The following is a 16,518-nucleotide window of genomic DNA, read 5'->3' on the forward strand; positions in this document are numbered from 1 at the left end:
AGATGCGCATATCATTAGGAGAAACGCGTTAATTTCCAAGAGGTAGGCCATGAACACATTCGACGACCGCGAAACAGCATTCGAAGCGAAGTTCGCACATGATGAAGAAATGACATTCAAAGCCGAAGCGCGCGCCAATAAACTATTGGGTCTGTGGGCGGCTGAAAAGATGGGGCTGACCGGGGATGAGGCTGACGCCTACGCCAAATCAGTGATCGTTGCTGACTTTGAAGAAGCAGGCGATGAGGACGTGATCCGCAAAGTCACTGCTGACTTTGAAGGCAAAGTCACATCAGATGAGATCCGCGCAAAACGCAAAGAATATGTGATTGAAGCCAAAGGCCAATTGGCTGCGGATCCAGACGCTTAATCCCTTAGTCGTGCTGGCACGCTATTGCACAATATTCCAAAACGCCGCGCTGGATTTTCTGTGCGGCGTTTTCATACAACCGAAATTGTTCAATCTAGGATATCGCGCCAAGAGTATTCTGGCTTGAACCCCAGCATCTTTTTGGCTTTCTGATTGCAATAGAAGGTCTGGTTCGCTTCCATTTTACTGCGCTGTTCAACACCTTGATAGAATTGCGCAATTACCTGATCCGTTGTGATCCCAACCGACGTGTCATCATTTGCGACATTGAATACCTCATACCCCAAACCGTCCGTTTTGAGGCAGCAATCCACCATATGCCCTAAATCTCGCGCGTCGATGTAACCAAAAATGTTCCGACGACGTTGAGCTGGGTCCTCGATAAAACTAGGGAAACTCGCTGCATATTCATGTGGTTCAATCACATTATTGATCCGAAGCGCATAAATATCTGCACCTGTTCGCGCTTGAAACGATTTTGCGGTTGCCTCGTTGCAGACCTTTGACATGGCATAGCTATCATGCGGCACCGTTGGATGTGTTTCATCAACCGGAACAAAGTCTGGCTTAAGGTCCCCTTCAGCAAAGCAAACACCATAGGTCGTTTCAGAGCTTGCGATAATCACTTTGCACACCCCTAATTTCATTGCGGCTTCGATCACATTGTAGGTGGTTAAGGTATTCTGGCGAAAACACTCTCCATCGGTTCCGATCATCACCCGCGGTACGGCTGCGAAATGAACAACCGCGTCATATTTTGGCACACCTGTACCGGGCTCCAATTCGTCAAAGTCGACAAACTGCGACATGGCGCCAATCACTTGCCCTGCGTCGCAAAGATCAACAAGCAACTCCGAGCAATCCAAACCTGACGGGGATTGATCAATGTTAACGACATGGTGCCCCTGCGCCTGCAGATGTTTAATTGCCCATCGGCCAGCTTTCCCGCTGCCTCCGGTAAAAAATACCCTCATGAGCCCCTCCAAAATCGCCTTGTCGGCTTTCGCAATCAATCCAGCGATATGTTGGGACAAAATTTGAAAGAAGATCAAGAAAACAGTGAAGCACTAACGCAGGCACCCCGCAGAAAATGCACATCAAAGCGTCTCATTGAAAGACCTATTCCTCAAAATTTGGAGTCCACGCCCGATTTGCAAAACTGTTGCAAAAACAACCACAAAGCGAACGGATGAGGTGTCGCATTCACATTACTTTAAACTTCCTTTAATCCAGCCACTGTTAAGATTCCTTCCAACCTTCTGAGCAGAACAGCTACGGCGGGACCAAATATACTGAGGACTACGACTTTGGGGCAGGCAATCCGTCGCGCAAGAACTGTGCTGCGGCATGCAATTCCGATTGGTATCGGGATCGTTTGCTGTTGGGCACTTTCTAATCAATTACAACATATCGACTTTGGTCAGCTTTGGACTGCGGTCTTGGCCGTGAAACCCTGGCAATGGCTCATGGCCCTCGTCGCAACAGCGATCAGTTTTTGGGCAGTGGCCCGGTATGATGTTGTGGCTCATCGGCACTTTAGAACGGGCGTGTCCGATCGGCGCGCAACCATCACCGGGGCGACGGCTATTGCGGTGGGACAAACCACCGGTGCAGGTGCGGTTGTTGGCGCGTTTATCCGTTGGCGGATGCAACCGGGCCTCAGCTTTGTAAGTAGCGCAAAAATCACTGCATTTGTGACACTTAGCTTTCTTGCGGCCTGGGCTGCGATCACGTCGATCGCGATTTTGATCCTGCCAACTGCGGATGTTCCTATTGCGATCCCCTGCTCTATTCTTGCGATCATGGCTGGCCTTACCGGCATCGCCTTTTTGAAACCTGTGCTAAAACGCGCGGGTCAAGAAATCGAGCTGCCCACTCTGCCCGCCATTATGGCCCTCGTTGGATTTTGCTTTTTGGATGTCTTTGCGGCCTCCGTCGCCTTTTGGGTTTTGCTGCCAGCGGGCTTTGATTTAACGCTGACCCAGTTGTTGCCGATCTATTTGATCGCACTGGGAGCAGCGATCCTATCTGGAACACCCGGTGGCGTTGGGCCGTTTGAACTGACCGTACTGGCCCTGCTGCCGCTGCACTCAGAAATGGAGACCATGGCGGCGATCCTTGCCTTCCGCCTGGTTTACTACGCCCTGCCTGCCATCATTGGCGGCATCGCCCTATTGCGCCCAATGGCCAATAAAGTAGACGGTTGGGTCAGCAGCGTGGATGGCTGTGTCGATAGCACGCTCAACCAAAACACGGCACGGGCTGAATTGGGCATTATGCGTCAAAACGGCGGTTCTATCCTGCATTGCACAGCCGGCACATATGGGGTCGTGCGCACAGGTCAGACGCTGACGACCCTATTCGATCCGGTCAATGGAGATGCGGCTGACCTCGCGGCCCCATTGAAACGCATCGCGCGCGAACAGAACCGCGTGGTCTGCAAATACAAGATCACCGGTCGGCACGCCCTGCGCGCCCGAAGCCAAGGCTGGACCGTGCTTCATGTGTCTGATGAAGCGCTGATTTGCCCTGATAGTCATTGCTTGTCGGGATCAAAATATCGACAACTGCGCCGCAAGCTGCGTCAGGCCGAAAAGATGGATGTTCAGGTGGTCTCTCCGACCGATACCTTGCCTCTGGAAGACATGGCAATTGTATCGCGGGAATGGGAGGCCAATCACGGTGGTGCGCGCGGCCTATCTATGGGACAATTCGAAGAAACATATGTGCTGGGTCAAGCTGTGTTTTTGGCTTATCGCGCGGGTAAACTGATCGGCTTTGTCACCTTTCACAAAACGCAACATGAATGGTGCTTGGATTTGATGCGTGCAACGCAGGATGCACCGGATGGAACCATGCACATGTTAGTGCAGCAAGCCATTGAAGCTGCAAAGAAAAAAGGCATTCCATCGGTTTCTCTTGCGGCGGCTCCAGCGGGTGCACTGAACAATCATTCAGCGTTTGAAAAACGCCTGCGTAACCTGTTCTTTGCCAAGGCAGGTGGCCCCGGATTGCGTCAGTTCAAAGCCTCGTTCAATCCACGCTGGCAACCGCTTTACATGGCCTCGCCTGGACGCGGACAACTCACGCTGGCAGCTCTCGATCTGATCCGATCCGTCAAACGCGCCAAGCCACTGCCTGCGCGTGCTTATGCAGTGGCACAATCTGCGCACCCAGCCCCGCGTTCATAATCATCCTGAAGAGAATGCATTTGTGCTCCCTGCGCCCACGTGGCATGGGGAGCGCAACTGTATTTACGAGTCCCGAATGGGAACCGACTGAAGGGCATAATGATGACAAACGCTTTGACCCGCCTTCTGGAAACCCGCGACTGGCTGCTCGCGGACGGCGCAACTGGCACCAACTTGTTCAATATGGGCCTAATGGCAGGAGACGCGCCAGAACTGTGGAACGCGGACGAGCCAGAGAAGATCAAAGCGCTCTACCAAATCTCGGTTGATGCGGGCAGTGATTTGTTTTTGACCAACACATTCGGCGGAAACGCATCGCGTTTGAAACTGCATGACGCGCAGGGCCGCGTACGCGAGCTGAACCGTATCGGTGCAGAACTAGGCCGGGAGGTCGTTGATGCCTCTGGCCGAAACATCATTGTTGCAGGCTCTGTGGGTCCGACAGGCGACATTATGCAGCCGGTTGGTTCACTGTCGCATGAAGACGCTGTTGAAATGTTCCACGAGCAAGCAGAGGGCCTGAAAGAAGGTGGCGTTGATGTTCTGTGGCTGGAAACCATTTCTGCCCCAGAAGAGTTCCGCGCTGCAGCTGAAGGTTTTGCGCTGGCGGATATGCGTTGGTGTGGCACCATGAGCTTTGATACAGCAGGTCGCACCATGATGGGTGTGACGTCAGCTGATCTCGTGAAGCTGGTCGAAGATCTGCCAAATCCACCAATCGGATTTGGTGCAAACTGTGGTGTTGGCGCGTCTGACCTGCTGCGCACGGTTCTTGGCTTCTCAGCACAAGGCACGGAACGTCCGATCATTTCCAAAGGCAATGCCGGTATCCCGAAATATGAGCACGGCCACATCCATTATGATGGCACACCACCATTGATGGCGGAATATGCCGTCATGGCGCGTGATGCGGGCGCAACCATTATCGGCGGTTGCTGTGGCACAAAAGGCGAGCACCTCGTGGCCATGCGCGAAGCTTTGGAAACTCGCGAACGCAGCGAACGTCCATCTTTGGAAAAAATCACCGAAGAACTGGGGGGGTTCTCTTCCGCGCAGGATGGCACTGAAGAAGGTGGAGACGCACCAAAACGTCGCCGTCGTCGCCGGGACTCATAATATCAAAGCAGAGACACTTCTGCTCAACAGATTGTTGATTTTACCTAACCGCCGCGCAGATCACTCTGCGTGGCGGTTTAGTTTAGCATGGCCTAATATCAAACTTCTCGACGAGACTGCCGCGCATATTTGATCGTCAAGAACACACCAAAGATCAGGCCGATAAACCCGCCCATGTAGCTGAAGTCATGCATAAAACCAGCTTTCGCAAATGCCAATGGATCTGAAACATTCCGCGCAGGTGCCCACTCAGGAAGATCACCAGCAACGAAGTTAAATTCTGCAAAGGCCAGTGCACCAAGGCCGATGCCTAAGGTTAGAACAACCACCATGATCGAAACACGCATAAAGGCGCGCACAAAGGGCTTTGTCCCTTTCACAAATAAAGAAACAATGTAGATCGGAAATCCAATAATCAGCCCCATCCACCAACTGGCCTGAACCCCGACCCATGCGGCGCCAATTCTGTTTTGCAACGCTTCATCTATGCGAAACTGGATGAACTTAAGTTCATAGAAGTAGCCCGGCGAAACGCTGAATGAGATTTGATTATGCACCGCACCATAAAGCGCGGCCAAAGCGCAGGCGAACAGCATAAGCACCGGAAATAACAGGAGTTTCAACATGGCCTGACCCTAAGCCTGCGCACATGACTTCGCAATAGGGACGCATGCATCGCCTCGCTGATTTAATCAAACAAACTCAATTGATTGCCTTGCTCAAATGGAACTGCAAACAGATCGGTATTCAAAAGTGGCAACGTCTTTGAAAGTTTGTTCTTGCGCATCGCAAGCCCGGCACGATGGGCCATGATCTCGGCGAAATGCCCTTCCCCACGCATGCGTTTACCCCATTCAGGATCATAGGGTTTGCCGCCATGCATATCACAAATCTGCTTCATGACCTTATTCACGCGGTCCGGAAAATGTGCCGCCAGCCATTCTTGAAACAGCTCAGAGACTTCAAGTGGCAGGCGCAGCGAAATCCAGCTGGCCGCTTGCGCCCCTGCCTGTGCGCCCGACCCTAAAATGCGCTCGATCTCATGATCGTTGATCCCGGGCACCACTGGCGCCAGCATAATACGTACGGGAATGCCTGCCTGACTTAACCTTTCAATCAGTTTCAACCGTCTTGCGGGCACCGGTGCGCGAGGTTCCATCAGACGCGACACGCGATTATCCAGCGATGTCACGGACACGCCAACATGTGCTAAACCTCTGCGCGCCATATCAGACAGGATATCGATGTCGCGCTCAATCAACGTCCCTTTGGTGACAATCATGACCGGATGATTGAACCTTTGCAGCACTCCCAGACAATGCCGCATGATCTGATAACGCTTTTCAATTGGCTGATATGGGTCGGTGTTCGTGCCAATCGCAATTGGAGCAACAGCATAGCCTCGCTTGCGTAATTCACGATCCAGCAAGTCTGCCGAATTGGTTTTTGCGATCAGCTTTGTTTCAAAATCAAGCCCGGGTGAGTAACCCAAATAGGCATGCGTGGGTCGTGCAAAACAGTAAATGCAACCGTGCTCACAGCCGCGATATGGATTGATTGAGCGATCAAATGGAATATCAGGCGAGCTGTTGCGCGCGATAATCGACTTTGCCTGTTCTTCTTCCACAGAGGTGGCAAAGACAGCGCGATCTTCGTCAATCTCCCAGCCATCATTGGTTTCGACCATTTGATGTGATTCAAACCGACCGCCATCATTACTGATTGCGCCGCGTGCCAGTCGGCGCGTTTGGTCGATTTTGATCTCTGAATCTTGGGACATGCGGTTAATTTGCCGCTACAACGAGAACAAAGCAAGAACAAATGAGGCGTACAGCATGTTATCAATGAATATTTTTCAAAAGCATTCATAATCTTTTCGCTCTATAAGTCGGAACTGAACGCACTGAGGTCGGTATTATGCATCGCCTCTGGGTGAAAAAATGAGAAAAGGGATGCAAGAAATTTTGCATCCGTAGGAACAGTTGAATGTCAGACGAAGAAGAAATCATCCTGTCGGAACTCAGCGACGAAGAGCTTGTCGAACAAATGTTTGACGATCTTTACGATGGTATGAAAGAAGAAATCGAAGAAGGTACCAACATCCTTCTGTCTCGCGGCTGGACCCCTTACCGGGTGCTGACCGAGGCTCTGGTTGGCGGTATGACCATCGTAGGGATCGATTTCCGCGACGGTATTCTTTTTGTTCCGGAAGTTCTATTGGCGGCAAACGCCATGAAGGGCGGCATGGCGATCCTGAAACCATTGCTGGCTGAAACCGGAGCGCCACAAATCGGCAAAATGGTGATAGGCACCGTTAAAGGCGACATTCATGACATCGGCAAAAACCTTGTCGGCATGATGATGGAAGGCGCAGGCTTTGAAATCGTCGATCTGGGCATCAACAACCCGGTTGAAAACTATCTGGAAGCGCTAGAGCGTGAGAACGCTGACATTCTGGGCATGTCTGCACTGCTGACCACAACCATGCCTTACATGAAAGTAGTGATCGACGAGCTGGTCGCAAAGGGCAAACGCGATGATTATATCGTACTTGTCGGCGGCGCGCCGCTGAACGAAGAGTTCGGCAATGCGATTGGTGCAGATGCTTACTGCCGCGATGCGGCCGTTGCAGTTGAAACCGCAAAAGAGATGATGGTGCGCAAGCATAACTCTGCGGTTGCCTAAGCGCTTTACTTCGCTTTGAACGTTTTAGGACCCGCGCAGATTTGTGCGGGTCTTTGCATTTAAGGCTTCGACCTAAAGGAGCAAAGATGACCAAAATTATCGATGAGATTCTCACCGAAGATGGATTGAAAGCAGATCAATCAAGCGGGCGCATCTTGCTACTGGCCTGCGGGGCTTTGGCGCGTGAAATCTTAGCGCTCAAAGAAGCCAATGGTTGGGATCACATGGTGCTAACCTGCTTGCCTGCCATCTATCACATCCGCCCTGAAAAAATTCCTGAAGCAGTGCGCGAGGTTGTGATCCGCGAAAAGGATAACTATCAGAAAATATTTGTCGTTTATGCAGATTGCGGCACGAGTGGCATCCTGCAAGCAACCTGCGAAGAGCTGGGCGTGGAAATGATTGCGGGGCCTCATTGCTATAGTTTCTACGAAGGCAATGATCGGTTTGATCAAATCAAAGATGATGAATTCACAAGCTTCTATCTGACAGACTTTCTGGTGCGCCAGTTTGACGCTTTTGTCTGGAAACCTATGGGCTTGGATCGCCATCCCGAGTTACGCGACATGATTTTTGGCAATTATGAAAAGCTGATCTATCAGGCCCAAACCGAAGATCCTGCACTGCTGGAAAAAGCTAAGGAATGCGCCAATCGGCTTGGATTGGCCTTTGAGCACCGGTTCACAGGCTACGGTGATTTGGCGACCAGCTTAAAAACCGTCGCGACAAACTGATTAGCCCAACCAATCATGCCGTCTGCGTTCCCTCTCGCTTTAGAGGGATGATACAATCCGGATCGATCTAAACCAAGGATGTCACCCAAAGGATATTGGCATCCTCATCGCTGACAGAAACAACATTGTGCCCCATCGCGCCATCATAATAGGCACTGTCACCGCGGCGCATTTCGATGGGTTCATAGAATTCCGTGTAAAGCTTGATCACACCGGTCAGCACATACAGAAATTCTTCGCCATCGTGGCGCACCCAGCCATCAAATTCTTCCATCGACCGCGCGCGTACGCGTGCCCGATACGGCAGCATGTTCTTCTTGGTCAGGTTCTCTGCCAGCAGTTCATGTTCATAAGTCGCTGTCAGGCGCTCAGCACCCTGACCTTGCTTGGTCATAACCATACGCCCATTCACCTGCCCTTTGCTGGGTTGGGTGAAAAGCTGAGGCACAGTGATCTCCAACCCTTCGGCAAGCTTTTTCAGCGCGTCATAGGTCGGGGACATCTGCCCGTTTTCGATTTTGGAAAGTGTCGAACGTGCCAGACCGGCCTGTGTGGCCGCCTGCTCCAAGGTCCAATTGCGTGCTTTGCGCAGCTCGCGCACGCGCACACCAAGATCAAGCGGTTCCGCTTCTTCCTGCGCGCCGTTTTCGCGGGCGACCTGGACCAGAGACTTTGGGTTTTCATCCATCATATTGGGTCTTTAGGCCTCAGAGGGGAAAACATCAAGCTGGATGACGCGCCATCTGGTCGCGCTCAACCGGCCGTGGCTTGCGTGGCAGCGCATCAGGGCGTAGCTCAGGGGCATGCAGTCGATTTTTGATAATGGCGCGCCGCCGCCCTTCCCTGCGCCGTTCAATATGGCGCAATATGTACTGCAGAAGGCGTCTGATCATCCCGACAAAATCGCGCTTTCCGTAGTTAGTAAAAATCAAGCAACGCCCTTAAGTTATGGCGCGTTAGAAGCCGCTGTTTTGGGGCTCGCACAGGGTTTTTTGGATGAAGGGCTCTCAGCCGGTGACATCATTCTGATGCGTCTTGGCAATACGGTTGATTTCCCAATCACGTACCTTGCAGCCATTGCCGCGGGCATGGTGCCAGTGCCGACCTCCAGCATGTTGTCCGACCCCGAAGTTGATAAGATGCTGGCAGAGCTATCCCCTGCAATGGTGGTTCATGCGCCAGGTATTTCGCTTGGACACCCCACTTGCCCGGTTTTGACGCAAAGTGAATTGCAGGCGCTGAAACAAAGACCAAAAGCCATTTATCATTTGGGTGACCCAAATCGCTTGGCTTATATTGTCTATACCTCTGGCACCTCTGGCACGCCACGCGCTGTGATGCACGCCCATCGCGCCATCTGGGCGCGCCGGATGATGATCACCGATTGGTATGATCTGGGTGCTGAAGATCGCCTGCTACACGCCGGTGCGTTCAATTGGACCTTTACGATGGGCGCGGGCCTGATGGACCCATGGAGCCTTGGCGCAACCAGTCTGATCTTAGAGCCCGATACGCCAGTGGAGGATATTGCCCCCATCCTGATGCAGCACAAGGCCAGTATCTTTGCTGCGGTGCCCGGCATCTATCGAAAGCTCTTACAACGTGAGACCCCGATGGCGTTTGATCATCTGCGCCATTCGCTTTCTGCTGGTGAAAAACTGTCAGAATCCCTGCGCTGTCTATGGCAGACCCGCACAGGCAGCGATATTTTCGAAGCTTTTGGCATGTCCGAATGCTCAACCTTCATTTCACATGCGCCCAAAAATCGCGCTGACCCGGGCGCCCTTGGTCGCCCACAACATGGTCGTCGGGTCGCCTTGCTGGGTGACAATGGCCCCGTGCCACTTGGCGAGGCCGGTCAAATCGCGATTCACAAAGATGATCCGGGCCTGATGCTGGGATATTTCAACGCGCCAGACGCCACCAAGCGCCGCTTTTATGGCCATTGGTTCCTAACTGGAGACCTCGGCCATATGTCTGAGGACGGCAGTATTCACTACGAAGGCCGTGCCGATGACATGATGAACGCAGGTGGTTTTCGTGTATCGCCCCTTGAGGTCGAGCAGGCTTTCGCTTCCCTGCCCGGCCTGCAACAGATCGGCGTCACCGATGTGCAGATCAAAGCCGACACCCGTGTTATTGCCGCTTTTTATGTGGCTGACGAGAATGTCAGTGCAGAAACCTTAGAAGCTTTTGCCAAACAGACATTGGCACGTTACAAGCAGCCGCGAATTTACCAAAAGGTCAACGCTTTGCCGACCAACGCAAATGGCAAGCTCGACCGAAAACGGCTGCGCGCCGAATATGAGGCCAAACACCATGGATCCGATCAAGCTTGATATCATGTCCGACCCGATTTGCCCCTGGTGCTATATCGGCAAGACCCTGCTTGAGCGCGCGCTGGAGCAAGAAGGTGACCATCCGTTCCTGATCGAATGGCATCCGTTTCAGCTAAACCCCGATATGCCAGCGGGCGGTATGGATCGTGCGGAATATCTGGAAACCAAATTTGGTGGCCAAGAAAATGCCGTCAAAGTCTACTCCGAAATCGTGGCCCATGCCGAAAAGGCCAATATCACCTTGAACGTGGGCGACATCAAACGCACGCCGAACACGCTGGACGCGCACCGTTTGATCAATTGGGCCAAAGTCGAAGGCAAGCAAAATGCCATCATAAACGCTCTGTTTCAGGCCTATTTCGTCGATGGGCGCGATATTGGGGATCATGAGGTGCTCGCGGATCTGGCCGACGCCGTTGGCATGGACGCCGCCATGGTGCAGCGTCTGCTTAAGAGCGATGCAGATGTCGAGGAAACCAAGCAACGCGACGCCACGGCGCGCGAAATGGGTGTAAACTCCGTGCCTACTTTCATTGTTGGTGGACGTCACGCGGTCCCTGGCGCTCAGCAGCCTGAACTTTGGCGCAAAGTCATTGCAGAGCTCAGAGAGCAACAACAAGATGCTTAATTAAGCACAATCATTTCTGGGATTTCCATTAGTTACAGTTGTAACTTCCTTGAAGTCACTTAAGTTAAGAAAACATTCCGCGGGATGAGTCTTTGAGCTGCCCCGTATTCTCATTATGCAAAGGATTTGTCATGTCGACAAAGCCAAGACTTTCTCAGCCTGAATTCATTGCGCTGATCGCAATGCTCTTCTCGACAATTGCCCTGTCGATTGACGCAATGCTGCCAGCCTTGACCCAAATGGGACAGCAATTGAGCCCCGAAAACCCAGAGAATGCAACTCTGGTTGTTGGGATATTCGTGATCGGTATGGGGATCGGGACGTTTTTCGCTGGCCCACTTTCTGACGCCTACGGGCGCAAGCCGGTGATCCTAATCGGATTTGCAATCTACACTATTGGTGCGCTCTGGGCTGGGTCTGCCTCTGATCTCGAAGGTGTTCTGATGGGACGGTTCTTGCAAGGGCTTGCAGTCGCAGGGCCGCGCGTAGCTGCTGTCGCGCTAGTTAGGGATTTGTACTCGGGCGAAAAAATGGCCTCGATCATGTCATTTGCGATGACTGTTTTTGCTCTCGTCCCCGCTGTTGCACCTGCTTTGGGGCAGTTCATCATGCTTAGCTTTGGCTGGCGCGCTATTTTCTATTCCTTCGCGATATTTGCCTTCATCGTATCGCTTTGGGTTGGAGTGCGCCAACCCGAAACCAATCAAAAAGAATCCAGACGGCCTTTGTCAGCAACATCGATATGGTCAGCCGTCAAAGAATGCTTTGCCAATCGCGTGTTCCGCTATTCAGTCATGACGCAAGTGGTAGTCTATGCTGCTCTCTTTTCCGAAGTATCAACAATTCAGCCTGTTTATGCACAAACCTTTGATAGTGCTGATACTTTCCCGTTGTTTTTTGCCGCATCTGCACTGATTTCGATGCCAGCCAGCGCGATAAACGCACGATTGGTTTTAAAATTTGGCATGCGGGTTATGATCAAATCAGCACTGACCGGAATCGTATTAGCAACAGTCATCGGCCTCGCTCTTTGGTTGACGAACCTCATGAATGTTTGGATTTTCTGCGTTTGGGTTACTTGCGTCTTTGTGTCCATCGGCTTTGTGCTTGGCAATCTAAATGCACTGGCTATGGAGCCACTGGGACATGTTGCAGGCATGGCCGCTTCCATCAGCGGAGCCATTTCTGCTGTGTTAGCTGCGCTTCTGGCGATTCCAATTAGTCTCAGCTTTGACGGCACGCCACTGTCATTGATCGCCGGTGTGTTGGTCTTTGAAACGATAGCGCTTCTGTTGATGCTCCGGCTTGGCCCACGCGAACAACCGGCAGAGCTGGCCGCCTAAACGCGGCTCTAAACGCGTGCCTTATGGGCAAGATCACGGGCAATCGCAAAGGCGCCTTTGATCTTGTCCTTCTCGCTCTTCCAGTCGCGCCGCACGACGATCTTATTCTCTTTGATCTTCGCAAGGCCCTTTTGTTCCGTAATGAACTCCACAAGACCTTTTGGCGATTTGAACTTATCGTTGTGGAACTGAATCGTCGCGCCCTTTGGCCCACCATCCAGCTTGGCAATGCCCGCCTTTTTACACATCGCCTTGATGCGCACGACTAGTAGCAAAGTGTTGACCTCACGCGGCAATTTCCCAAAGCGGTCAATCAGTTCTGCTGCAAAGCCTTCGAGTTCCACTTTGGTCGACAGACCAGACAGACGGCGGTAAAGACCCAGACGCACATCCAGATCCGGCACGAATTTCTCCGGGATCAGAACTGGGACACCAAGATTGATCTGCGGTGCCCATTGATCGTCAGCCTCTGACAGGCCTTCCATCTCACCCGATTTGATCTTGGCAATCGCGTCTTCCAGCATGGACTGATAAAGCTCATAGCCCACGTCCCGCATCTGGCCCGATTGTTCTTCGCCCAAGAGGTTGCCTGCACCGCGAATATCAAGGTCTTGGCTCGCAAGCGTAAAGCCCGCGCCGAGCGTATCCAGAGAGCCCAGCACGCGTAGACGCTTTTCAGCAGTAGCCGTCAGTTTCTTGCGTGGTTTCGTGGTCAAATAAGCATAGGCGCGAGTCTTAGACCGACCTACACGACCTCGGATTTGGTAAAGCTGGCTCAGGCCAAACATATCCGCACGGTGCACAACCATCGTATTGGCTGTCGGAATATCGAGGCCCGATTCCACAATTGTGGTCGCCAGTAGCACATCGTATTTGCCGTCATAGAAGGCATTCATGCGATCATCGAGCTCTCCCGCCGCCATCTGACCATGGGCAACCACATAGGTCAGCTCTGGCAGTTGTTCTTTCAGAAACTCCTCGATCTCTGGCAGGTCCGAAATGCGCGGCACCACGTAGAAGCTTTGCCCACCACGGTAATGTTCGCGCAACAGCGCCTCGCGGACGGTGATCGCGTCAAACTCACTGACATAGGTGCGGATCGCCAGTCGATCCACTGGTGGGGTACCGATGATCGACAAATCACGCACGCCAGACAGGCTGAGTTGCAGAGTTCGCGGGATTGGCGTTGCGGTCAGCGTCAGAACGTGAATGTCAGACCGCATCTGTTTCAAACGCTCTTTGTGGCCCACCCCAAAATGCTGTTCTTCGTCGACAATCAGCAGGCCTAAGTTTTTGAACCGAATAGATTTTGCCAGCAAAGCGTGGGTACCGACAACGATATCAACGGTGCCTTTTGCAAGGCCCTCACGGGTTTTCTCCGCCTCTTTGGCAGAGACAAATCGGGACAAGCCGCGCACTTCCAACGGGAAACCCCGGAAACGTTCTTGAAAGCTCTTTAAATGCTGACGCGCCAACAAGGTTGTCGGCGCAATCACGGCCACCTGAACACCCGTCATCGCTGCGACAAAGGCTGCGCGCATGGCGACTTCGGTTTTGCCAAAGCCCACGTCACCACAAACTAGTCGATCCATTGGTTGACCATTTGTGAGGTCATCCAAGACATCAGTGATGGCATTCAGCTGATCATCGGTCTCTTGATATGGGAAACGGGCTGAAAAGCTTTCCCAAGCATGATCCGGCGCTTCCAGAATGGGCGCTTTTCGCAAAGCACGTTCAGCGGCCACGCGGATCAGCTTATCCGCCATCTCGCGGATGCGTTCTTTGAGTTTGGCCTTCTTCGCCTGCCAAGCGCCTCCGCCGAGTTTATCCAGTAGCCCTTCATCGTGACCGTAGCGCGACAGGAGTTCGATATTCTCGACCGGCAAATACAGCCGAGAGCTTTCGGCATATTCGAGGCTAAGACACTCATGTGCCGCACCTGCCGCCGTGATAACCTCCATCCCGTGATAGCGACCAATCCCGTGGTCCACATGCACCACCAGATCACCCGGAGACAGAGATTGCGTCTCGGTCAGGAAGTTCTCAGCCTTACGTTTGCGCTTTGGTGCGCGGATCAATCGGTCACCCAGAACGTCTTGTTCGGAAATAACTGTTAGACCGGGGGCTTCAAAGCCATTCTCTAGGGCCCAGACCGTTAGATAAAGCCCTGATTTACCGATGTTTTTGGCGTTATCCACAGGGATCGTCTCGGCCAATCCCTCGTCTTCAATCAGGCCAGATAACCGTTCGCGCGCGCCTTCCGAATAAGAAGCAACAACAACCGGCCCCTCTTGAAGTTTTGCATTAATATGCGTCGCTAGCGAACCAAAAAGACTAATGTTTTCCTGTTGGCGCTCGGGTGAAAAGTTGCGCCCAATCCGCCCCATACTATCGATTGCGCCGGGACCCGAAGCTTGCGGGAGTGGCTTTAAACTCAGCACCCTCTTGCCTGCGACTGCATCGTTCCAAGCGGCCTCATCCAGATAAAGCTGATCCGCAGGAACGGGTTTATATACGGAATCTAGCCGTTTCTTTTGCGTGAGCGCGTGTTTGCGGGTTTCATACTGATCCGCGACCGACTCCCAACGTGCCAACCGCATCGCATCGGATTGATCATCCAATGAGATCGAGGCACCGGGGAGGTAATCAAACAGGGTCTCTAAACGTTCATGGAAAAACGGTAACCAGTGTTCCACACCTTGATGTTTGCGCCCGGCAGAAACTGCTTCGTAAAGCGGATCATCTGTGCCAGCAGCGCCAAACTCGATACGGTAATTCTGCCGAAACCGTGTAATGGCCGCCTCGTCCAGAATGACTTCAGAAACCGGAGCCAGTTCAATGATATCCAGCTTTTCGGTGGTGCGTTGTGTTGCGGGGTCAAAACGACGTGCTCCGTCCAACACATCACCGAACAGATCCAAACGCACTGGTCCCGTTTCACCCGGAGGGAAGATATCGATGATCCCACCTCGTACCGCGTAGTCACCGGGTTCCATAACCGTTGGCGCTTGGGTGAACCCCATACGTACTAAAAACGCACGCAACGCCTGCTCGTCGATGCGATAGTCAACCTGTGCGTGGAAGACTGCGTCTTTCAATACGTCTCGGGCTGGAACGCGCTGAGTGGCAGCGTTCAAAGTGGTGAGCAACACAAACTTCTTGGGCATCGCGCCATGCAGCAACCCGGCCAAGGTCGACATACGGGCCGCAGAAATATCCGCATTTGGAGAGACCCTATCGAATGGAAGGCAATCCCAGCCCGGAAAGGTAACCACAGGCATATCAGGCTGAAAGAACGCCAGGGCCGCCTGCATCGCAGCCATACGCTTGTCATCACGCGCCACATGAATGATCGGACCACCAGATTTGGCAACCTCATCCAAGATCAATTTGGCATCATAGCCTTCGGGCGCCCCGCCCATCGTGACATGCGTTTGTTGCATTTCTACGTCCCAGATAAATGCCGATAAATGCTGTTAGTTCAGAGGAGAAATCTGAAAATTCTGATACATGCCCCAAATGGACGTCACAAAAATTGCAATCATACCAGTAAGTTGAACATAAATCCTATGACGTGCGAGACGCTTATACAGCTCTTCGCCTTGCACCTGATCTGCCTCGATGCTGCGCGCTGTTCCGAGCGTCAAAAGTCCGACAAGGCCCAAAGGAAAAAAGATCAGGAAAACGGCCTGTGCAAACTCAATTTTGTAAACAAACCCCAATACGGCCACGATACTTAAGAGAAAACAGCCAAATGAGGTCATCCATAGACCGGATGTACGACTGATAAACAAAAGTCGCCCGACGTTGATGCGCACAAGATCGTGTAAATCCTCTTCGTGACGCCCGCCTTTACGACGCGCGCGTAAAACCAGATCATTGGGCACGCCCAGGATCCAATGGCTCGCAGAAGACCAGATCACAGCCAGCATGATCCAGAACCACAGGTTCGAAAAACTGCGAAAATCGATCAATTCGAGTACGACGTTATACCATTCCACGGGCGGCATCCTTGACTTCAACGCCTCCACATAACGCGAGAGCGGGCCAATTCCTACCCTTGTCGCCAAGGATTATCCATGGCAACTCTTTCGCAACACATTATGAGGTTC

General features: G+C 52.5%; 14 protein-coding genes. 8 read left to right on the forward strand and 6 right to left on the reverse strand.

Annotation, left to right across the window (positions count from 1 at the left end):
* The first annotated feature begins 49 nt into the window (after nucleotides 1-49).
* The gene (locus JXQ85_RS12185) at nucleotides 50-370 is read left to right on the forward strand and encodes a DUF1476 domain-containing protein (protein WP_421749206.1); all 321 of its coding nucleotides are present in this window, start codon (nucleotides 50-52) and stop codon (nucleotides 368-370) included.
* Nucleotides 371-459: 89 nt separating this feature from the next.
* Here JXQ85_RS12185 and JXQ85_RS12190 read toward each other — a convergent pair whose 3' ends face one another.
* The gene (locus JXQ85_RS12190) at nucleotides 460-1,344 is read right to left on the reverse strand and encodes an NAD-dependent epimerase/dehydratase family protein (protein WP_421749207.1); all 885 of its coding nucleotides are present in this window, start codon (nucleotides 1,342-1,344) and stop codon (nucleotides 460-462) included.
* A gap of 333 nt (nucleotides 1,345-1,677) precedes the next feature.
* Here JXQ85_RS12190 and JXQ85_RS12195 point away from each other — a divergent pair, with 333 nt between their 5' ends.
* Nucleotides 1,678-3,561 carry a phosphatidylglycerol lysyltransferase domain-containing protein gene (locus JXQ85_RS12195; RefSeq protein ID WP_421749208.1) on the forward strand — a complete coding sequence of 628 codons (1,884 nt, stop codon included), beginning with the start codon at nucleotides 1,678-1,680 and terminating at the stop codon, nucleotides 3,559-3,561.
* A 102-nt stretch (nucleotides 3,562-3,663) separates the two neighbouring features.
* The gene (gene bmt / locus JXQ85_RS12200) at nucleotides 3,664-4,677 is read left to right on the forward strand and encodes a betaine--homocysteine S-methyltransferase (protein WP_421749209.1); all 1,014 of its coding nucleotides are present in this window, start codon (nucleotides 3,664-3,666) and stop codon (nucleotides 4,675-4,677) included.
* Between the two features lie 98 nt (nucleotides 4,678-4,775).
* Here bmt and JXQ85_RS12205 read toward each other — a convergent pair whose 3' ends face one another.
* A complete protein-coding gene (locus JXQ85_RS12205) occupies nucleotides 4,776-5,303 on the reverse strand; it encodes a hypothetical protein (protein WP_421749210.1) in 528 nt (175 codons plus the stop codon).
* 62 nt (nucleotides 5,304-5,365) lie between these two features.
* Nucleotides 5,366-6,457, reverse strand: a complete 1,092-nt coding sequence (locus JXQ85_RS12210) for a PA0069 family radical SAM protein (RefSeq protein WP_421749211.1) — start codon at nucleotides 6,455-6,457, stop codon at nucleotides 5,366-5,368.
* 206 nt (nucleotides 6,458-6,663) lie between these two features.
* Between JXQ85_RS12210 and JXQ85_RS12215 the strand changes: the two genes are divergently transcribed.
* Both JXQ85_RS12215 and JXQ85_RS12220 read left to right on the forward strand, forming a co-directional pair.
* Entirely contained in the window at nucleotides 6,664-7,362 is a 699-nt protein-coding gene (locus JXQ85_RS12215) for a corrinoid protein (protein ID WP_421749212.1), read from the forward strand.
* An 86-nt stretch (nucleotides 7,363-7,448) separates the two neighbouring features.
* Nucleotides 7,449-8,096 (forward strand): DUF1638 domain-containing protein, encoded by a 648-nt coding sequence (locus JXQ85_RS12220; RefSeq protein WP_421749213.1) that lies wholly within the window; start codon nucleotides 7,449-7,451, stop codon nucleotides 8,094-8,096.
* A 67-nt stretch (nucleotides 8,097-8,163) separates the two neighbouring features.
* On the opposite strand, the gene JXQ85_RS12225 is transcribed toward JXQ85_RS12220, so the two are convergent.
* Entirely contained in the window at nucleotides 8,164-8,787 is a 624-nt protein-coding gene (locus tag JXQ85_RS12225; protein WP_421749214.1) for a helix-turn-helix domain-containing protein, read from the reverse strand.
* 112 nt (nucleotides 8,788-8,899) lie between these two features.
* Here JXQ85_RS12225 and JXQ85_RS12230 point away from each other — a divergent pair, with 112 nt between their 5' ends.
* The 3 genes from JXQ85_RS12230 (at nucleotide 8,900) to JXQ85_RS12240 (ending at nucleotide 12,406) form a co-directional block, all read left to right on the forward strand.
* Nucleotides 8,900-10,435, forward strand: a complete 1,536-nt coding sequence (locus JXQ85_RS12230) for a class I adenylate-forming enzyme family protein (RefSeq protein ID WP_421749215.1) — start codon at nucleotides 8,900-8,902, stop codon at nucleotides 10,433-10,435.
* The gene (locus JXQ85_RS12235; RefSeq protein WP_421749216.1) at nucleotides 10,416-11,063 is read left to right on the forward strand and encodes a DsbA family oxidoreductase; all 648 of its coding nucleotides are present in this window, start codon (nucleotides 10,416-10,418) and stop codon (nucleotides 11,061-11,063) included. The genes JXQ85_RS12230 and JXQ85_RS12235 overlap by 20 nt, the downstream gene beginning before the upstream one ends.
* A gap of 131 nt (nucleotides 11,064-11,194) precedes the next feature.
* Nucleotides 11,195-12,406, forward strand: coding sequence for a multidrug effflux MFS transporter (locus JXQ85_RS12240; RefSeq protein WP_421749217.1), 1,212 nt, complete (start codon nucleotides 11,195-11,197; stop codon nucleotides 12,404-12,406).
* 8 nt (nucleotides 12,407-12,414) lie between these two features.
* Here the strand turns inward: JXQ85_RS12240 and mfd are convergent, their stop codons facing one another.
* On the reverse strand, nucleotides 12,415-15,849 hold the full coding sequence (gene mfd / locus JXQ85_RS12245) for a transcription-repair coupling factor (RefSeq protein ID WP_421749218.1): 3,435 nt from the start codon (nucleotides 15,847-15,849) through the stop codon (nucleotides 12,415-12,417).
* A gap of 33 nt (nucleotides 15,850-15,882) precedes the next feature.
* Nucleotides 15,883-16,407, reverse strand: a complete 525-nt coding sequence (locus JXQ85_RS12250) for a component of SufBCD complex (protein ID WP_421749219.1) — start codon at nucleotides 16,405-16,407, stop codon at nucleotides 15,883-15,885.
* Between the last annotated feature and the right edge of the window lie 111 nt (nucleotides 16,408-16,518).

Origin of the sequence: Cognatishimia sp., assembly GCF_049116455.1 — a bacterium.
In the GTDB taxonomy this organism is placed as follows: Bacteria; Pseudomonadota; Alphaproteobacteria; order Rhodobacterales; family Rhodobacteraceae; genus Cognatishimia.

Bases quoted from the DNA above. Each gene is read 5' to 3' on its own strand.
- mfd (WP_421749218.1), bottom strand. From the start codon at position 15,849: ATGCAACAAACGCATGTCACGATGGGCGGGGCGCCCGAAGGCTATGAT.
- JXQ85_RS12205 (WP_421749210.1), bottom strand. From the start codon at position 5,303: ATGTTGAAACTCCTGTTATTTCCGGTGCTTATGCTGTTCGCCTGCGCT.
- JXQ85_RS12230 (WP_421749215.1), top strand. From the start codon at position 8,900: ATGCAGTCGATTTTTGATAATGGCGCGCCGCCGCCCTTCCCTGCGCCG.
- JXQ85_RS12240 (WP_421749217.1), top strand. From the start codon at position 11,195: ATGTCGACAAAGCCAAGACTTTCTCAGCCTGAATTCATTGCGCTGATC.
- JXQ85_RS12220 (WP_421749213.1), top strand. From the start codon at position 7,449: ATGACCAAAATTATCGATGAGATTCTCACCGAAGATGGATTGAAAGCA.
- JXQ85_RS12210 (WP_421749211.1), bottom strand. From the start codon at position 6,457: ATGTCCCAAGATTCAGAGATCAAAATCGACCAAACGCGCCGACTGGCA.
- bmt (WP_421749209.1), top strand. From the start codon at position 3,664: ATGACAAACGCTTTGACCCGCCTTCTGGAAACCCGCGACTGGCTGCTC.
- JXQ85_RS12190 (WP_421749207.1), bottom strand. From the start codon at position 1,344: ATGAGGGTATTTTTTACCGGAGGCAGCGGGAAAGCTGGCCGATGGGCA.
- JXQ85_RS12235 (WP_421749216.1), top strand. From the start codon at position 10,416: ATGGATCCGATCAAGCTTGATATCATGTCCGACCCGATTTGCCCCTGG.
- JXQ85_RS12215 (WP_421749212.1), top strand. From the start codon at position 6,664: ATGTCAGACGAAGAAGAAATCATCCTGTCGGAACTCAGCGACGAAGAG.
- JXQ85_RS12185 (WP_421749206.1), top strand. From the start codon at position 50: ATGAACACATTCGACGACCGCGAAACAGCATTCGAAGCGAAGTTCGCA.
- JXQ85_RS12225 (WP_421749214.1), bottom strand. From the start codon at position 8,787: ATGATGGATGAAAACCCAAAGTCTCTGGTCCAGGTCGCCCGCGAAAAC.